The organism is Algoriphagus aquimarinus, from assembly GCF_007997215.1.
GTDB lineage: Bacteria > Bacteroidota > Bacteroidia > Cytophagales > Cyclobacteriaceae > Algoriphagus > Algoriphagus aquimarinus_A.
In genome coordinates this window covers 1-18118 of record NZ_VORW01000004.1, presented here as the reverse complement: position 1 = coordinate 18118, position 18118 = coordinate 1, and the positions used below count along the sequence as shown (strand labels likewise).

At 41.0% G+C, this 18118-nt stretch carries 16 protein-coding genes; 7 read left to right on the top strand and 9 right to left on the bottom strand.

Annotation, left to right across the window (positions count from 1 at the left end):
* Nucleotides 1-1599 carry an aminopeptidase P family protein gene (locus tag ESV85_RS08770; RefSeq protein ID WP_146916699.1) on the bottom strand — a complete coding sequence of 533 codons (1599 nt, stop codon included), beginning with the start codon at nucleotides 1597-1599 and terminating at the stop codon, nucleotides 1-3.
* Nucleotides 1600-1713: 114 nt separating this feature from the next.
* Between ESV85_RS08770 and pafA the strand changes: the two genes are divergently transcribed.
* Entirely contained in the window at nucleotides 1714-3348 is a 1635-nt protein-coding gene (pafA, locus tag ESV85_RS08765) for an alkaline phosphatase PafA (RefSeq protein ID WP_146916698.1), read from the top strand.
* A gap of 350 nt (nucleotides 3349-3698) precedes the next feature.
* Here pafA and ESV85_RS08760 read toward each other — a convergent pair whose 3' ends face one another.
* Together ESV85_RS08760 and ESV85_RS08755 are read right to left on the bottom strand one after the other, a co-directional pair.
* Entirely contained in the window at nucleotides 3699-4862 is a 1164-nt protein-coding gene (locus ESV85_RS08760) for a homogentisate 1,2-dioxygenase (protein WP_146916696.1), read from the bottom strand.
* Between the two features lie 126 nt (nucleotides 4863-4988).
* Complete coding sequence (locus tag ESV85_RS08755; protein WP_146916694.1) at nucleotides 4989-5180, bottom strand: CsbD family protein; 192 nt, start codon at nucleotides 5178-5180, stop codon at nucleotides 4989-4991.
* 72 nt (nucleotides 5181-5252) lie between these two features.
* Between ESV85_RS08755 and ESV85_RS08750 the strand changes: the two genes are divergently transcribed.
* Together ESV85_RS08750 and ESV85_RS08745 are read left to right on the top strand one after the other, a co-directional pair.
* On the top strand, nucleotides 5253-6050 hold the full coding sequence (locus ESV85_RS08750; RefSeq protein WP_146916693.1) for a family 16 glycosylhydrolase: 798 nt from the start codon (nucleotides 5253-5255) through the stop codon (nucleotides 6048-6050).
* A gap of 129 nt (nucleotides 6051-6179) precedes the next feature.
* Entirely contained in the window at nucleotides 6180-6821 is a 642-nt protein-coding gene (locus ESV85_RS08745) for an MCP four helix bundle domain-containing protein (protein ID WP_146916691.1), read from the top strand.
* Between the two features lies 1 nt (nucleotide 6822).
* Here ESV85_RS08745 and ESV85_RS08740 read toward each other — a convergent pair whose 3' ends face one another.
* The 5 genes from ESV85_RS08740 to ESV85_RS08720 are packed head-to-tail and all read right to left on the bottom strand — an operon-like array spanning nucleotide 6823 to nucleotide 12143.
* Nucleotides 6823-7689 (bottom strand): sugar phosphate isomerase/epimerase family protein, encoded by an 867-nt coding sequence (locus ESV85_RS08740; protein ID WP_146916689.1) that lies wholly within the window; start codon nucleotides 7687-7689, stop codon nucleotides 6823-6825.
* A gap of 55 nt (nucleotides 7690-7744) precedes the next feature.
* Nucleotides 7745-8305, bottom strand: a complete 561-nt coding sequence (locus ESV85_RS08735) for a gluconate 2-dehydrogenase subunit 3 family protein (protein ID WP_146916688.1) — start codon at nucleotides 8303-8305, stop codon at nucleotides 7745-7747.
* 17 nt (nucleotides 8306-8322) lie between these two features.
* A complete protein-coding gene (locus ESV85_RS08730; protein ID WP_146916686.1) occupies nucleotides 8323-10002 on the bottom strand; it encodes a GMC oxidoreductase in 1680 nt (559 codons plus the stop codon).
* A 28-nt stretch (nucleotides 10003-10030) separates the two neighbouring features.
* On the bottom strand, nucleotides 10031-10909 hold the full coding sequence (locus tag ESV85_RS08725) for a hydroxypyruvate isomerase family protein (RefSeq protein ID WP_146916684.1): 879 nt from the start codon (nucleotides 10907-10909) through the stop codon (nucleotides 10031-10033).
* Nucleotides 10910-10916: 7 nt separating this feature from the next.
* Entirely contained in the window at nucleotides 10917-12143 is a 1227-nt protein-coding gene (locus tag ESV85_RS08720; protein WP_146916682.1) for a nucleoside permease, read from the bottom strand.
* Between the two features lie 253 nt (nucleotides 12144-12396).
* On the opposite strand from ESV85_RS08720, the gene ESV85_RS08715 reads away from it, so the two are divergent.
* From ESV85_RS08715 to ESV85_RS08700, 4 genes are read left to right on the top strand one after another with little or no spacing between them, the layout of a single operon-like run.
* A complete protein-coding gene (locus ESV85_RS08715; RefSeq protein ID WP_146916680.1) occupies nucleotides 12397-13566 on the top strand; it encodes a Gfo/Idh/MocA family protein in 1170 nt (389 codons plus the stop codon).
* Nucleotides 13567-13598: 32 nt separating this feature from the next.
* A complete protein-coding gene (locus tag ESV85_RS08710) occupies nucleotides 13599-14651 on the top strand; it encodes a sugar phosphate isomerase/epimerase family protein (protein WP_146916678.1) in 1053 nt (350 codons plus the stop codon).
* A 24-nt stretch (nucleotides 14652-14675) separates the two neighbouring features.
* Entirely contained in the window at nucleotides 14676-15104 is a 429-nt protein-coding gene (locus tag ESV85_RS08705; RefSeq protein WP_146916676.1) for a c-type cytochrome, read from the top strand.
* A gap of 1 nt (nucleotide 15105) precedes the next feature.
* Complete coding sequence (locus ESV85_RS08700) at nucleotides 15106-15846, top strand: DUF1080 domain-containing protein (RefSeq protein WP_146916674.1); 741 nt, start codon at nucleotides 15106-15108, stop codon at nucleotides 15844-15846.
* 177 nt (nucleotides 15847-16023) lie between these two features.
* Here the strand turns inward: ESV85_RS08700 and ESV85_RS08695 are convergent, their stop codons facing one another.
* Nucleotides 16024-17511: a PAS domain-containing protein gene (locus tag ESV85_RS08695; RefSeq protein ID WP_146916672.1), complete on the bottom strand. Its 1488-nt coding sequence runs from the start codon at nucleotides 17509-17511 to the stop codon at nucleotides 16024-16026.
* Nucleotides 17512-18118 lie beyond the last annotated feature (607 nt).

Sequence of the window (18118 nt, the reverse complement as noted above, 5' to 3'; positions counted from 1 at the left end):
TTAATCAATCTCTGGCAGCACCCACTCCTCCAATACACTTGGGAGTCGCATCATTTCTTCGATAGCAGCGATAGATCTAGGTGCATCACCTGAAAGGTTCACATTCCCATCTGCAGTGATCAAAATATCATCTTCGATTCGAACGGCTATTCCCCACCATTTCTTATCACAATTTGATCCAATTGGAATGTATATCCCTGGCTCTATTGTAAAAACAACTCCTTCTTTTAATGGATCACTGGTTCCGCGATCATGTACATCCAGCCCTATATGATGGCTTGTGCCATGTGGGAAATATTGATGGCTCTCCCCTTTTTTGATAATCCCAAGCTTCGCCAATCCCTCATCGATGATTTGACGACCTGCAGCATCTATCTCCTGAAAAGTGGCTCCTGGCTTTGAGATGGCTATTCCTGCTTCCTGCGCCTGATAAACTAGCTCATAGATTGCCTTTTCTTCTTCATTGAATTTGCCACTAATTGGTATAGTACGAGTCACATCTGCCGTGTATCCTCTCCATTCGGCACCCAAGTCCATTAGCAATAATCTATCATTCAAGTCACGCTTATCATTCTCTATGTAATGAAGAATACAGCCATTATTGCCTCCACCTACTATGGATGGATAACCCAATTCCTCCGCTCCATACCGCTTGTAGATAAACTCATGCACGCCTTGAATTTCCCGTTCAGTCATCCCAGCTTTTGCTGCTTTCATTACTTCAATCTGCCCAACTGCCGATATCTTAACTGCTTTTTTCAGCAAGGTGATTTCCTCTGCTGTTTTCACCTCGCGAAGTGCATCCATCATACTCGCCAATGAGGTGATGTCCAGCTTTTGCTCGGGAATTCCATCCTTCACGATCATACGCTTTTCCGGAGATTCAGCATTCATAAAAGAACTAATCAATGGATCTTTCAACATATCTGGATATTGATTAATATATCGTTTAAGCAGTTGAACCACTCGATCTGAAGTCTTTAGATCTGAATTTTTTATCATTCTATAAACATTCGCACTCACTTCGTTTAGCTTTTCAGGATAAGCAGTAGCGGTCTTAAATTCCTCCACCATCTGAATTAAAGGCTGATTTGAACTACTTCCCTCTATTTCTTCTGAAAGGCTAAAAGTCAATATCTTATCGAAATCTTGGAGATTGATCCCTGATTTGGCGCCAAAATCAGAATTTAATAATGCCTCTTCAAAGCCCAAATCACTCTTCATCCCTTCTATGCCGAGTCTTTTACCATTCCACATTTCTGCACGTGGATCTCTGTTTTGGACAAAAATCAATTCATCCGCTAATCCGCCATTAACTTCTCTCCTTTCACTAAAGATGACCAGCACAGCATTAGGCTCACGGAATCCTGTGAGGTAGAAAAAATCTGTGTTCGGATGATAGATGAAATCGACGTCATTGGTTCTGTTTTTCACCGGATTATTGAAAAATACTGCCACCGATTTAGCCGGCATCAGCTTTCTAAATTCTTCTCGTCTCTGGCTATGCCATTCCGAAGAAAGCCCATCTTCAAAAGATGATTGAGCAAAAGAGCTCATTGATGATATCACCAATAACAAAGTCCAGATTGTCTTTTTCATAAAATTAACTGTAGGTCAGGAAATCTAATGTCTATTCTTTTGACCATTTAACAAAGTCTTAATCCATAGGTAGCGGCATATCCTTATATTTGGGCTGAAAAACCTATCAGAATAATGAAGAGAACAGGAATATTGACCATACTTTTTTTGCTGACATTCGGGAGCCTTTTTGCTCAAAATAACGAAGACAAGCCAAAATTAATAGTCGGAATCGTAGTCGATCAAATGCGACATGAGTACCTGAACAAATTTTATGACCGCTATTCTGATGGTGGCCTGAAGCGCTTGATGAATGAGGGTTTCGTGATGAAAAACGGACATTACAATTATATCCCTACTTACACTGGACCAGGTCATGCGTCGGTTTACACAGGTACCACGCCAGCCACTCATGGGATTATTGGAAATGATTGGTATGTACGCAAACTGAATGGCTCTGTATACTGCGCGGAAGACAGTACAGTGACCAACGTAGGAGGAACAGTTAACTCCGGTCAAATCAGCCCAAGAAATCTTCTTACCACAACGATAACAGATGAGCTCAGAATGTCCAACAATCAGAGATCTAAAGTAGTTGGAGTAGCTATTAAAGACAGAGGCGCTGCTTTACCTGCTGGTCACCTTGGAGATGCGTATTGGTATGATGGAGATAATGGAGAGTTCATGACTTCGACCTATTATTACGAATCTCTACCTGATTGGGCAAAGGAATTCAATGCTAAAAAACTGCCTGCTACCTACCTAAATCAGACCTGGGAGACGCTTTATCCAATTGATACTTACATTCAAAGTATCGATGACAACAATGACTTTGAAGCTCCTTTCTCCGGAAAAGACACACCAACTTTCCCTTATGACCTTGCCAAATTGCAAGAGACTAACGGAGGATTGGGAATGATTTCATCCACTCCTTTTGGCAATACTTTGACCTTGGATTTTGCGCTAGCAGCTATAGAAGGTGAGCACTTAGGTGAGAATGGAGAAACAGATTTTCTTGCACTTAGCTTCTCCTCCACTGATTATGTTGGTCATAGATTTGGCCCGACTTCAAAAGAACTTGAAGACACTTACTTAAGACTAGATCAGGATTTCAAAAGATTGCTTGATTTCCTTGACAACAAATATGGTAAAGATGAATACCTGGTGTTTTTAACAGCTGATCACGCTGTAGCAGATATTGCGACTTATATGGAGAGCCAAAATGTTCCTGCTGGAAATGTGAACATGGGCTATATCACTGGCCAAATGAAAGGCTATACTTCTCAGAAATATGGCGAAGGCGACTGGATAGAAAATGTATCAAATGGCCAAGTCTTTATCAATGAAAAACTAGTTACTGAAAAAGGTGTAGATCTAGTTTCACTAGAAAATGATCTTGCACATTTCTTACTAAAATTCAATGGAATAAAAGAAGCCTATACTGCAACTTCCATGCGAAACACCGCCTTCACCCAAGGCAGTGCTCACTTATTACAGATGGGCTACAATCAAAAAGCTTCTGGAAATGTCTTAATTATCCTGGAGCCAAACTGGCTAAGTGGCGGATCTCGTGGCACTTCTCACGGTACCGGGTTCACGTATGACACCAATGTCCCAATTGTATTCTTCGGATGGAATGTACCTCAAGGTTCTAGCTCTAGATATGCTACGATCACTGACATAGCACCTACACTTTCTATGATGTTGGACATCAAATTGCCAAGTGGGTCTACTGGCCAACCGATCTTGGAAATCACTGACAAGAAGTAAAAGTTTAGGCTGGAGGACCGAAGGCGGAAGCAGCCTCATCGCCAAGTTCCTGTGAGTTCAAATTCAGTTTTCCCTTATAATTTACTACAGCTAAAACACAAAAGCCTCAATCTTTTACTGATTGAGGCTTTTGTGTTTGCACCAACTCACATGACTCTTTTTACTGTCAGACTGAGCGTCCCGTATAGCTATCGGGATCGAAGTCAACTAGCCACATTACAAAGCCTTGACTTCGCTAAGTCTAACACACCCATTTACCTCATTATTAGCAAATTTATTTCCTACCATTAGGTGGTAAATCACTCCACACCCAGGGTAAAGCCATAAATCAAAAATCGTAATTAGACACCCTACTCCGTCCAGCTCATGGGGTAATTCTCATCTACAAACTCAAGCGCGTCAGTCGTAATCTGAAGTGATTTGAATGTATCCAGCATTACTGCATATTCATCCGTTGCTTTGGCACCAATAGACTTTTCTACCGTTCCAGGATGCGGACCATGCGGCAAGCCTCCCATGTGGAGTGTGAATGAGCCTCGATCTATTCCTTTTCTACTCATAAATTCCCCTTCTGCATAATACAATACCTCATCCGAATCAATATTGGAATGATTGTAAGGAGCAGGAATGGAAAGTGGATGGTAATCAAAAAGCCTAGGCACAAAGGAGCAAATCACAAAGCCCCACGCTTGGAAAGTCTGATGAACTGGTGGTGGCTGATGAATCCTACCGGTAATCGGCTCAAAGTCATAAATAGAAAGCGCATAAGGATACAAATACCCATCCCATCCTACGATATCCAAAGGGCTGTGTCCATAGGAATACTGATGAAGCATTCCCTGCTTTTTAATCTGTACGAGGTAATCACGTTTCTCCTTTTCTACATGAAGTTCATGTGGTGGACGGATATCCCGCTCACAATACGGCGAGTGCTCCAGCAATTGTCCCACTTCATTTCTATAGCGCTTGACTGTCTCTATAGCTCCTACAGACTCTATAATCAATAATCTCAATGGACCCTCCTCCTCAAATTCAAATCTATAAATCGTCGTACGAGGGATCACGATATAGTCACCCTTGTGAACTTCAAGCTTACCAAACTGAGAATACATCACACCTTCTCCATCGTGCACATAGATCAATTCATCACCATCAGCATTTTTGAAGTAATAATCCATCTTTCGCTGTTTCGGAGAGCAAATCCCCATCATCACATCAGAATTCATCATAAGATTTCTTCTTGCGGATAGATAATCTTCCCCAGTGAATTCCACATTGGAAGTCTTCAAATGCGTCTGATGTAATCCATGCTCAGGAGCTGGCTTCCAGGAAAATGGTTCTGGTTTGCCTATAGCAGTTACTTCGTTTGGATTGTATATATGATAAAGTGTAGAGTAAATCCCTGAAAAGCCTTTGGAACTCACAACTTCTTCCTTGTAAAGACTGCCATCTGGCTGTCGGAATTGTGTGTGCCTTTTAGGCGGGATAGCTCCCATTCTGTGATAGTATGCCATTAGTATTGGGTTTATTTCTTTGCTTAAATTTAAACAATCTATCAAAAGGAGTTAGTCCATATGATAAAAATGAGACATAAAAAAAAACGGCCTACGCCGTTTTTATGATTATTATGATATCCTGAATTAATTCTCCTCGAAGAATTCCTTCTTGATCGTATCTTCAGCTTCACCTGTTCGTTTTTGGATTCTGCCGAGCAATTGATCTTCTTGACCTTCTACATAAGTTAAATCATCATCGGTAAGGTTTCCATATTTCTCTTTTATCTTACCTTTCAAGATATTCCAGTTTCCTTTTAATTTTAAATTACTAGCCATAATAAATAGTGGTTTAAGTTTAAACATTAACTATCTAGTATTTTGCAAAGCATATACCAAGACACGCCCAAAATGAAGACAATCCTTGCCCTTTCTTTACTCATCTTTTGCCTAAATCCATGCTCAAAAGCTCAGGAAGCCCGATTAGTATGGTCTGACGAGTTCTCAATTGATGGCTTACCTGATCCAGAAAAATGGACATACGATGTAGGAGATCATGGCTGGGGCAATGATGAATTGGAATATTATTCACAAAATGACCTAAAAAATGCCCGAATTGAAAATGGCAGACTGATCATTGAAGCACATGCTGATATATCACATCCCAAAGGCTATACTTCAGCACGATTACTCACAAGGGAAAAAGCAGCTTGGCAATATGGCTACATAGAAGTCAAAGCGAAATTACCTCAAGGTCGAGGAACCTGGCCAGCCATCTGGATGCTTGCAGAGGAAAACCGCCATGGCGGTTGGCCAAAAAACGGGGAAATAGACATCATGGAACACGTGGGATATGACCCTGGAAAAGTACATGGGACAGTCCACACCGAAGCCTTCAATCACAACATCGGAACACAAAAAGGAGGGTTTCAACAAGTTTCTGATTTCAATACAGCATTCCATACTTATGCAATTGACTGGACTGCAGAAAAAATTGATTTTTTGATTGATGGAAACATCTATTTCACTTTTGAAAACACAGGAGCTGACTACAAGGAATGGCCATTTGATCAACCATTTCATTTGATTCTAAACATTGCTGTAGGAGGAGGATGGGGTGGCCTACAAGGCGTGGCCACTGATATTTGGCCTCAGCGTATGGAGGTAGATTACATTAGGGTTTATGACAAAAAGCCCAATCAAAATTAGAAACAGATAACATTTCCCTGCTGACATTGCATTTCGCAATGAACTTCCATGTTTAGTTTGAGATTTTCTTGGGAAGTAGAAAAGATATTATTAAAATGATAAAAATACATAGACCCTAATATTACTTCCATGAATGATAACAATGCGAGACGAAAGAAAATAACTGCACTTGTAATTATAGGTCTATTACTACTTCTATTTTATGGCAAGAACCTGACGGAACGTCAAGCTTTCAAAAACATAAGCAGCACTTTCACAGAAGTGTACAATGACCGTTTGGTGGTAGAGGGCTATATATTCAGGATTTCAGAGAATTTATTTAGGATTCAAAAGCTAGTCGATCACTGTAATATCAACTACGATTATTCTAGAGTGATTGAAGAAATCGCCGAACATGAAAAAAATATCGCTGGAATTGTAAGTGATTTTGAAAAAACAAACCTTACAGATCAAGAGGCTGAATTTTTATCAGATTTCAGAGCAATCATAGAAAATGACCTTCAGATAAAAAACTATGGATTGCTTTACTCTGACTCCTCAGGCATTAATAATAGCCAAGTCATGCTCTATGATCAAAAAATCAGTATTGCTCAGAAAGACCTTGACAACTTGAGCAAAATACAGTTGGAAGAAGGAGAAAAATTAATCAACAAAGCCAACATCATCATCAATCGCTCCCAGATCTGGTCTCAATTTGAAGTGGCCTTGTTGATTATTCTAGCACTTGCATTATACTTTATACTATTCAGAAATAAGAAATCTTATTCTTAAATCAGACCTTTAATTTAGCTAGGTAAGCTGCATTTTTTTCAGCGGCTTCCATTGGATTGGTTCCTACAAATCGCTCTTGCTCTACCACGAAATACTTCATTCCGTATTTCTTGGACTTCTTGATGATATCAGCATAAGCCATTTCACCTGATCCCAATAAGACGCCACGGTCATGCGCATTCGCTCCAGCAGCTTCAGCATCCTTCACATGGCAAAGCTTGAATCTACCTGGGAATCTGGCGACATATTCCAGTGGGTCGTATCCAGCCACAAATGCCCAATACATATCCAATTCAAAATCCACTAAATCAGCATCCGTATTTTCCATCAATATATCCTGAGGTAATTGGCCCTCCAGCATTTTGAAGGTGTAATCGTGATTATGGTATGCAAACTTTACTCCGTGTGACTTCAATGTTTCTCCAGCAGCATTAAATCTATCCGCTACTTTTTTCCATTCATCCACAGATTTCTGAGCTCCGATGTAAGGACAGATTAAGTATTTCATACCCACTGCCGCAGCTTGCTCTGCCTGTGCGTCTAGATCTTTAAACACATTTGCATGAGATGAAATGAAATCAACTCCGATGTCACTCAATAAACTCTTGCATTCTGCTGGCTGCATTCCCCAAAGGATTCCTTTTCCTCCATCAAACCCTTCAAACTGTTTGTACCCAAATCCGGCCAGCTTGCGCATTGTGCCAGCTGCATCTTTTGCCATTTCCTCTTTTACGGAGTAAAGCTGGAGTCCAAATTTGGAAAGCTTAGCTCTATCAAGAGATCGGGCAGCTAGTTCATAAGGAAACAATGCTGCTCCAAGTCCAAGCATACTTCCTACCTGGAGAAATTTTCTTCTTTGATTGTTCATAAATAGGTAAGCCTGCCCCTATGAGGGGCAGGCTGTTTTTATAGGTTGGTTATTATTAAATCGCGTATTCTTTGTCGCCTTTATTGTAAGGAATACAAGGATCAAATCTACCGGGAGTCTCCACATAATTCAACGCTTGAGTAGCTCCAATTTCAGAAGAGAAGTAGCCCAAAACAGTTAAGTCTCTTAGCATATTGATCACCTTAGGACTTCTGTCTTTTCCACTTGCTTTAAACTCCTCATTCATCTTATTCAAATAAGCCAGTCTCTCTTCTGCAGGTGCACCTACAAAATCTTTCCCATTAGCAGACTTGAAGTCTTTTCTCAATTTATTCAAGCCATCAACAAACTCCTTCTGGCTATCTCCGTCATAGGTATCTTTCACCATCATTACCATAAATGACCCAATCCCTACTGCTTTGGCACCAGGCGTGTCTGTTTCTGGAATGATCGTGTCTCCCAATTCGTCTAAGAAAGCTATATCATCCGGATCAAAATCTAATCCTTCAATTTGGTTTTCAGGAGTACAACCTGTCATGATCGCCGTAGCGCCGATCATCGTCCCTCCCATCATTACCATGACGCTTTTCAAAGCGTCTCTTCTATTCATAGTCATAGTCTTGTCTTTTACGATTAGAGATTTTGCTTATTCAATTCATCTACTGCAAAAGCTGCCGCTCTTGCCGTCAACGCCATGTAAGTAAGTGATGGGTTCACCGCCGATGCAGATGTCATACATGCGCCATCAGTTACGAATACGTTTTTCGCTTCCCAAACTTGGTTATTACCATTCAAAACAGATGTCTTTGGATCGCGACCCATTCTTGCTGTTCCCATTTCGTGTATACCCTGTCCGAAGGTGTATCCTGCATCGTATTCCTGAATATTTTTAAACCCTGCCACTTCCAGCATCTCTGCTGCATCTGACATCATATCCTTACGCATCTTGATTTCATTGTCTTTAATCTCAGCGTTCATTACCAGTGCTTCCATTCCCCACTTATCCTTCACTGTATCGCTGAACTTGATCGTATTTTCATGATATGGTAGAATCTCGCCAAATGCAGTAATCCCCATAGACCATGGTCCTGGCTGTGTAAGTGCATCTTTCATCGGAGCTCCAAAATTCAATTCAGCTACATCACGAGTCCAGCCACTACGACTGGCTCCGCCTTGATATCCAAAGCCACGTAGGTAATCTCTCTTATCTCCGTGTACATTTCGGAATCTTGGGATATAAAGTCCAGTAGGTCTTCGACCAAAGTAATATTTGTCTTCATAACCCTCCATAGAGCCTCTTGCTCCCAAACGGAAATGGTGATCCATCACATTGTGTCCAAGCTCTCCTGAACTACTTCCTAATCCACCCGGCCATACATCTGTAGCAGTTCGCATCAGAATAGCGGTAGAGTTGAATGCTGAAGCGCAAAGGAATACGATTTTCGCATTGTACTCAATCGTTTCATTGGTTTGCCCATCCACTACTTCTACGCCAGTAGCCTTTTTGGTGTCTTTATCATAAATCAACCTTCTCACAATAGACCAAGGTCTCAAAGTCAAATTACCTGTAGCTTCAGCTGCCGGCAAAGTAGAAGCTTGAGTACTGAAATATCCACCGAATGGACAACCCAATGAACATTTGCTTCTGTACTGACAACCAGGTCTTCCCGGAAGTGGCTCAGTGATATTCGCAGGACGACCGATTGTCCAGGTTCTTGCACCTTTATAATGCTCTTTGATTTTAGCGGCACCATCTTCCTCCACACAGTTCATTGGCATAGGAGGCATAAATTCGCCATCCGGAAGTACATCCAAGCCATCTTTGGAACCCGAAACCCCAATAAATTTCTCTACATAAGAATACCAAGGAGCAATATCCTTGTAGCGGATTGGCCAATCTACAGCCACACCCTCTTTTGTGTTTCCTTCGAAGTCTATATCAGACCAACGGTAAGACTGTCTTCCCCAAAGCAAAGAACGTCCACCAACCTGATACCCTCTAAACCATGTAAATGGCTTCTCTTCAACATACGGAGACTCGTCCTCATGTGCCCACCAATCTAGGTTACGCTCATCAAGCACATAATCCCTCTTTAAATTAGGATGCTCTTCTATCAACTTCTGAGTATCTCTTCCTCTATGAGGAATTTCCCATGGAGGCAAAGTCGCTGACTTGTAATCTACTATGTGCTTCACATCAGGTCCTCTTTCTAGCATCAATACTTTGAGGCCTTTCTCTGTTAGTTCTTTTGCAGCCCAACCGCCGCTTATTCCTGACCCAACTACAATTGCGTCATATGATTCATTTGCCATAGATATGGTTTTTAAGTTTTTGAATTAGTTAGACATCACAGATCTGAACTCCCTGAGCCAATGCAGCCATTTTATCGTCAGACTTTGGTAGGAATTCATGTGAAACATAACCTTTGTACCCAGTAGCGACAATCGCTTTCATCAAGGCCGGGTAATAAATCTCCTGTGTATCATCCAACTCATTTCTTCCTGGATTGCCTGCAGTGTGATAATGTCCAAAGTATTGATGATTGTCCTGCACGCTTCTGATTAGATCTCCCTCGTCGATCTGCATATGATAGATATCGTAAAGCAATTTGAAATTCTCACTTCCCACTCGCTTACACAACTCAATGCCAAAAGCAGACATATCACATAAATAATCCTTGTGATTTATTCTACTATTAAGAAGCTCCATCTGGATGATGACACCATGCTTTTCAGCTATAGGAATGATTTTTTCAAGACCGATCACACAGTTTTTCAAACCAGTCTCATCATCCATTCCTCTTCTGTTTCCAGAGAAACATATCAGGTTTTTATATCCTGCTTCTGCTACTTTTGGGATCATCTCAGTATAATTCTTAATTAACTGCTCATGGTATTTGACTTCACCAAAACCTTCTGTAAGGCTGATTTCTGCTCCATTACACATGGACGAATCTAGCCCATGCTTTTTCAGAATATGCCAATTGCTTGGGCCGATCAGGTCAATGCCTTTGATGCCGATTTTTTTTGCTTCTACACAGAAATCATCAAGGCTATAATCACGAAAACACCAGTGGCACACGCCATGATTGATATTTCCTTTCAATTCGTAAGGTTTCTCTTCCTTCAAATTAAAGGAAGATAAGGTGCTAAATGCAGCACCGCCAAGTAAAACTTTTTTGAAAGAGTTTCTTCTTCCAGTGTCAATAGGTTTGGTCATGAGGGGGTTATTGAGGTGAATTTATTTGTTCTCTTTTGAAAAGAGAAATGAAAAATAGCAAAACCAAAACGGAAATACCAGAAGGAATCAACCAAATTGATTTCCAAAGATGTGCTCCAGCTTCATTTGTGTAATAATCTGAGATTAATCCTGCCGCCCAGAAGCCTATTAGCATCCCTACGCCATAAGTAGCCAAGGTAATTAAACCCTGTGCAGAAGATTTATATTTTGCGCCAGCATGTGCATCTGTGTAGATCTGACCACTCACAAAGAAAAAGTCATAGCATATCCCATGAAGAGCTATACCTACCAGCAGCATCCATACTCCTTCATTCGCATCTCCAAAAGCAAAGAAAACATATCGAACTGCCCAGGCTATCATGGCTACAATTAAGGTCTTTTTGATCCCAAATCTGGAAAAGAAAACTGGCAGGGCAAGCATAAAAACCACTTCTGAAACCTGTCCTAAGGCCATTTTACCAGTGGAATTTTCCAATCCGATTTCAGTCAGAAAAGGGCTTGCATTTTGGTAGTAAAAAGCCAGAGGAATACAGATCAAAATAGAAGAGACAAAGAAAATTGCAAAATTCTTATGCTTAAGAAGGGATAATGCATCCAGACCAAGAATTTCTGACACCTTGATCTTCTCAGACGATTTGGCTGGCGGAGGTGTAGCCGGAAGGGTAAAACTATAAAGTCCCAAAACCAACGAACTTACTCCTGCCAAAATCCAGGTGTTTTCCAATAAACCCTCTTTGATACCCTCTTGACTATCCCAAGCGAAGTAACTTATTAAAACTCCAGCAGTGATCCAACCAATGGTACCCCAAACACGAATGACAGAAAACTCCTTAGCAGGATTTGTCATTTGATTGAAAGAAACAGAATTCACCAAAGCCAGCGTAGGCATAAAGAGAATCATGTAGCCTAAGAGAATCGGAAAAAATCCTGCAAAATCAGTCGCGGTGTATAATAAGTACATCAATCCCGCTCCTAGAAGATGAATAAAGCCCAAGATTCGTTGAGCATGAAAATAGCGATCAGCTATTAATCCCACGACAAAAGGAGCAATGATTGCCCCAAATGATTGGGTGGAAAATGCCAAGGCAACCTCTTGTCCATTGGCCATAAGATTAGAACCCAAAAAAGTACCTAAGGTCACAAACCAAGAGCTCCAAATAAAAAACTCTAAAAACATCATGAAGGAAAGTCGGAGCTTGGTATTGATATTCATAGGTTTAAAATCAGATTAAGGCAGTGTTCGGTTTTAAGAGGTTGCCAAAGTTTAAAGTTTAGCCAAATTGAAGTATTTTAGGCTGTTCAATTGAATACCAAGTAAGGGATTCTAATTAGAATAGACCTAGCCATTCATACCTTGATGTTGCTGTTGATCAATTATTCTTCTTATTCATTCAATGAGCGAAGGATTTTCCGCTCGGATTCAATTATTTCGACTATTAATATCTGAGTAAACAGTCTTTTAACCTATGTCAGCAACACAAAAACTAAAAATCGGACTTATCGGTGGCGGTCCAGGGTCTTTTATAGGAGCCATCCATCTAAATGGCGCATTGATGGACGGGATGTTTGAGCTAGTCGCTGGCGCATTCAGTTCAAATCCTGAAAAATCAAAACTACGCGGCAAAGAGCTCATGCTCGATCCCACTCGAGTCTATGACAATTACGATGAAATGTTTGCCAAAGAGATGGAACTTCCAGAATCTCAGCGAATGGACGTAGTCGTGATCGTGACTCCAAATAATTTGCATTTTGACCCAACAGTAAAAGCACTCAACGTTGGTTTCCATGTAGCACTGGACAAACCTCTTACGCTGAATTACGCTGAGGCAAAAGAGCTTTATCATGTCGTAAAAGCTTCCGAAAAGAGATTTCTGTTGACCCACACTTACTCTGGCTATCCGATGATCAAACAAGCCAAGCAGATGATCGCTGAAGGCCAAATCGGAAAAGTGAGAAAAGTCTATGTAGAGTATCCTCAGGGCTGGCTTTGGAAGTTGCTAGAATCAGAAAACAACAAGCAAGCAGAATGGAGAACTGACCCCAAGAGGAACGGCTTGGCGGGATGTATGGGAGATATTGGTACGCATGCCTTCCATTTGGCTGAGTATGTTTCTGGAGAAAAAGTAGTTGCTATCTGTGCAGATCTCTATATAAAGATTGACGGAAGACGGATAGATGACGATGGAGTGGTCTTGATGAGATTTGGGAATGGCGCTTCCGGAGTGCTTACTGCTTCGCAGACGGACACTGGAGCCGAAAACAACCTGAGGATCCGGGTTTATGGAGAAAAAGGAGGATTGGAATGGCAGCAAGAATTAAACAACACGCTTATCGCTCGCTGGCCGGAGGCTCCAGATCAGATATTCAGAGCCGGTTCAGTATATTTAGGTTCCCTGGCAAATGAAAACACTAGAACTCCAGCTGGACATCCTGAAGGATATGTGGAAGCATTTGCGAACTTGTATAGAAATTTTGCAAGATGTATATATGCAGATCGAGCTGGCGAAACACCCAAACCAGAATGGGAAGACTATCCTGGCATAGAAGATGGAATCCGAGGAATGGCTTTCATAGACCATGTATTAAAAAGTAATGAGTCCGACATCAAATGGACTCCATTCGAAGTAGAAAAATAAATTCTTGAACCTAATAAATTAACCTAATTAAAATGAAGACAATTAAAGGACCGGCGATATTTCTCGCCCAATTTATTGACGACACAGCCCCCTTCAATAACCTGAAGAACATTTGCAACTACATGGCTGATCTTGGCTATGCAGGAGTGCAGATTCCTTCTTGGGATGCTCGAATGATTGATTTGCAAAAAGCTGCAGAAAGCAAAACTTACGCAGATGAGATCAAGGGCACGGTAGAAGAAGCAGGTTTACAAATCACTGAACTTTCCACACACCTTCAAGGACAACTGGTGGCGGTGCATCCTGCATACAATGAATTATTTGACGGATTTGCACCAGATAACCTAAAAGGAAATCTTCAGGGTAAAACAGATTGGGCAGTGCAGCAATTGAAATATGCGGCAAAAGCTTCCCATAATATGGGATTGACTGCACATGCTACATTCTCGGGAGCGCTGATGTGGCATACTGTATATCCTTGGCCACAGAGACCAGCTGGGTTGGTAGAAACAGGTTTCACTGAATTAGCCAAAAGATGGACTCCTATCCTTGACGAATTTGACAATTACGGTGTAGACGTGTGTTATGAGCTTCACCCAGGGGAAGATTTGCATGATGGAGTGACATTTGAAATGTTTCTAGATAAAGTCAATAACCACAAGCGTGCGAATATCCTTTATGACCCAAGTCACTTCGTGTTGCAGTGCTTAGATTACCTGCAGTTCATTGATTTTTATCATGAAAGGATCAAAATGTTTCACGTAAAAGACGCTGAATTCAACCCAACAGGAAAGCAAGGTGTCTATGGTGGCTACCAAGGATGGGTAGAGAGAGCAGGCCGATTCAGATCTTTGGGTGATGGACAAGTTGATTTTAGCGGAATTTTTAGCAAACTTTCGCAGTACGATTATGACGGCTGGGCAGTGTTAGAGTGGGAATGTGCAATAAAGCATCCTGAACAAGGAGCAGCAGAAGGCGCACCATTTATTGCATCACACATCATCAATGTAACCGAAAAAGCATTTGATGACTTCGCCGGAAGAGGTGCAGACGAGGAATTCAACAAACGAATCTTAGGAATCTAATTACTTAAACAATTTATAACACCTATGAAAATCACAAAACCAATAAACTTTGCGATTGCAGCAATGGCAGGATTGGCATTTGCCTGCGGCGGCGGAGAAAAAACTACTGAAACCACAGAAACTGAAACAGTTGTCACACCAGCTGCTCCTGAAGTAGAAATGAGCTTGGAAGAAAAATACCAAGATGATCCTATCTACATCAAAGGTCTTGCAAAATTGAAGGCTTCTGATTGTACTTCCTGTCACATGGTAGAAAGAAAGATTGTAGGCCCATCTTATGCTGACGTTGCAGCAAAGTATGAAACTACTGATGCGAATATCACTATGCTTGCTGAGAAAGTAATCGCTGGCGGCGTTGGTGTATGGGGAGAAATTCCAATGCCTCCACACGCAGCTTTGAGCTTAGAGGACGCAAAAGACATGGTAGCATACGTTCTTCTTTTGAAAAAATAAGATGAAAAAAAACTATATCATCGTTGCAGCATTAGCGGGAATACTCGCTTCTTGTTCTGGTGAAAAAACTGTCGAATCTGAGGTAGAAGAAGTGACTGTATCTGAATCACCTGCTGAAGAATGGGTTGATCTATTTGCAAATAATGATTTCTCAAACTGGCATAAATACGGCGGAGGAGAAGTAGGCAACGCTTGGAAAATCGAGAATGGGGAAGCTTATCTTGATGCCACTAACAAAGACAATTGGAAAGACGGAGACGGCGGCGATATCACTACCAATGAAGAGTACGAAAACTTCCATTTGAAGTATGACTGGAAAATCTCTCAAAACGGAAACAGTGGGATTATTTTCTATACTCACGAAGGTCCAGAATATGAGCGCTCTTACTATACAGGCTTGGAAATGCAGGTATTAGACAACGAAGGTCATCCTGACGCTAAAATCATCAGCCATAGAGCTGGAGATCTATATGATCTAATCGTAAGCAGTGAAGAGACTGTGAAGCCTTTTGGAGAATGGAACTCAGCTGAGATCATCGCTAATAACGGGCAACTTGATCTTATCCTAAATGGAACTACAGTGGTGAGCACTACGCTTTGGACTCCTGAGTGGGCAGCTTTGATCGCTGATAGCAAATTCAAAGACATGCCTAATTTCGGCACGTTCAAAAAAGGAAGTATCACACTTCAAGATCATGGAGATTTAGTGTACTTCAAAAATGTAATGATTAAGAAACTTTAATCTCTCACCTATTAAAACTAAAAAGAGTCCGGCAAATTGCGGGACTCTTTTTGTTTAAACCAGACTTTGCATTAAGAATCCTTACGTGGTATTGTATTTAGGAATTTAAAATTGCTGGCATTTTATTTTTTGTATCCACTATTGACATTCTGCATGAACCTTCGGCATTAGTATATTTTATATATCATCCCTGTCTTTTACCTCGGTTTTTTGAGAAATGATCCTGATCTGATCATCTAATTCGTGCGCGGAGGTCGATAAGTAGTCCAGCAATTCACTTTGTGATAATTCTTCGGGTGGTGTATTTTTGATCAGATTGATAAGCCCCATGATCCGCGCTAAAGGAGCTCGGATTACGTGAGACTGCAACCAAGCTATATCCCTAAATTGCTTGTTCTGCTGTTCAATGGATATCATACTCCTGACTTTCTCCGTATTGTCCAGGCATGCTCCAATCATCCCAAGGACTTCCCCATTTTGATCCGATTTTATCTTGGCCCAAGACCGCAAATAACGCACCTCACCATTGGGCCGGACTATCCTTTCTTCAAACTCGGTATCATTTCCGGTACTTAACACATTTTGAATTATCTCTCTTACCCTTGTCCGATCATCCGGATGCAGCAATTCAAGGTATCCCTCAAAGGTCGCTTTGAATTCACTGGAGTTCAACCCGTAGATTTTATATAGGGCTGGCGACCAGGTGACAATGTTGTGTCCGATATCCCAGTTCCAATTACCAAAATGTGCCAGATCCTGGCTCTGAACCATGAGCAAATTCGTATCACTGATAATCTCTGTTTTTTGCCTGTTTTCTAGGACAATCTGTAACAATGCTGTTACCCGTTCCATAACCTGAAGTTCATCTTCAGTTGGTGCTTTAGGCTCCCTATAATACATTGCCAGTGTAGCCATCACCTCTCCTTCGGTACTGATTACAGGATTTGACCAACAAGCTCTTAAGCCATGAATAAGGGTGAACTCTCGGTAATCTACCCACTTAGGATCAGTGGAAATATCAGTTACAATGATCTGTTGTTTTAAAACTGCCGCAGTGCCACATGACCCCGCATTCTCACCAATCTGCTGATTCTCAATAGCCGCCATATAGGCAGCGGGAAGAGATGGAGCAATACCATCATACAAATGTCCATTTTTGACTTTCATAATGGAACATTGCATCCGGGGAAACAATTCTTCCAATCCTGTTAGATAACTTAGAAGAAGCTCATTAAGAGAATTGTTTATATCAAGCCGAAAAACATTTTTTTCCAGCTTCTCCATCTCTATTAGCCTTCTGAAATCTGTAGTCTCAGTCATAACACCACAAAGAATAGGCTGAAAACCACTTTCATGAATCAGCGCGACTGAATCCTTAATCCATTTAATATCACCATCCACACTAACCATCCGATATTCAAAAGAATAAATTCTTCCATGACTGCTATACAAATCACGGTATTGCGACACCACCCCAATATCATCGGGATGTATTCGACTCTCCCAAAAACCTGGGATCTCAATCCACTTTTCCTTCGAAAAACCCAAAATATGCATCCCTTGATCACTGATGAAGTTTAATTGCTGCATATCTACATCAGCCTCCCATACACAACCCCCTTTGGATTGCAGAAAAGCCATCAATTGCCCAGGGTTATTTTTCATAATGATTTGAATAATTTGTTTTGTCAATATAAACTTCTAAATGACTTGTAATGAGTAGCTGGGGAGCAAGATAGTAAAACGGAATAATTTAAAAACAGATCTTTAAGATGAATTAAACCTTAGTGAGAGGGAACTAGATGGGCAAGCTGGAAGCAGAAATCAGGGGTCTGCCTATTATAAGTGGAGCAGGTTTATGCCGGAAAAACTAACGATCCTAATAGGAAAAACCAGAGAGAGCGAAGAGTTAGTATAGTGTATACAAAACAACTGACTGATTTATTTAGCTTGTCGGAAAAGAGAATGTGTGGCCATGCTTAAAAAAACAGATTGCCTTAAAATAAGAAAAGCAGCCCAATTGGACTGCTTTCTTGTGATCCCTCTGGGGCTCGAACCCAGGACCCTCCCGATTAATATCGGGATGCTCTACTGAACTGAGCCTATTAAAAACTCTATATATTTTCTAGATTTCATCTTTTTAATCACTACTGTCCGAGAAACGGTTTAAAATTTAGGGGAAGCTTCGTTTGAGAAGCTTCCCCTTTTCTGTATTTTCAGTTTACCACAACCAATAAATACAGCAGATGAAAAATACACATTTCTTCGGACA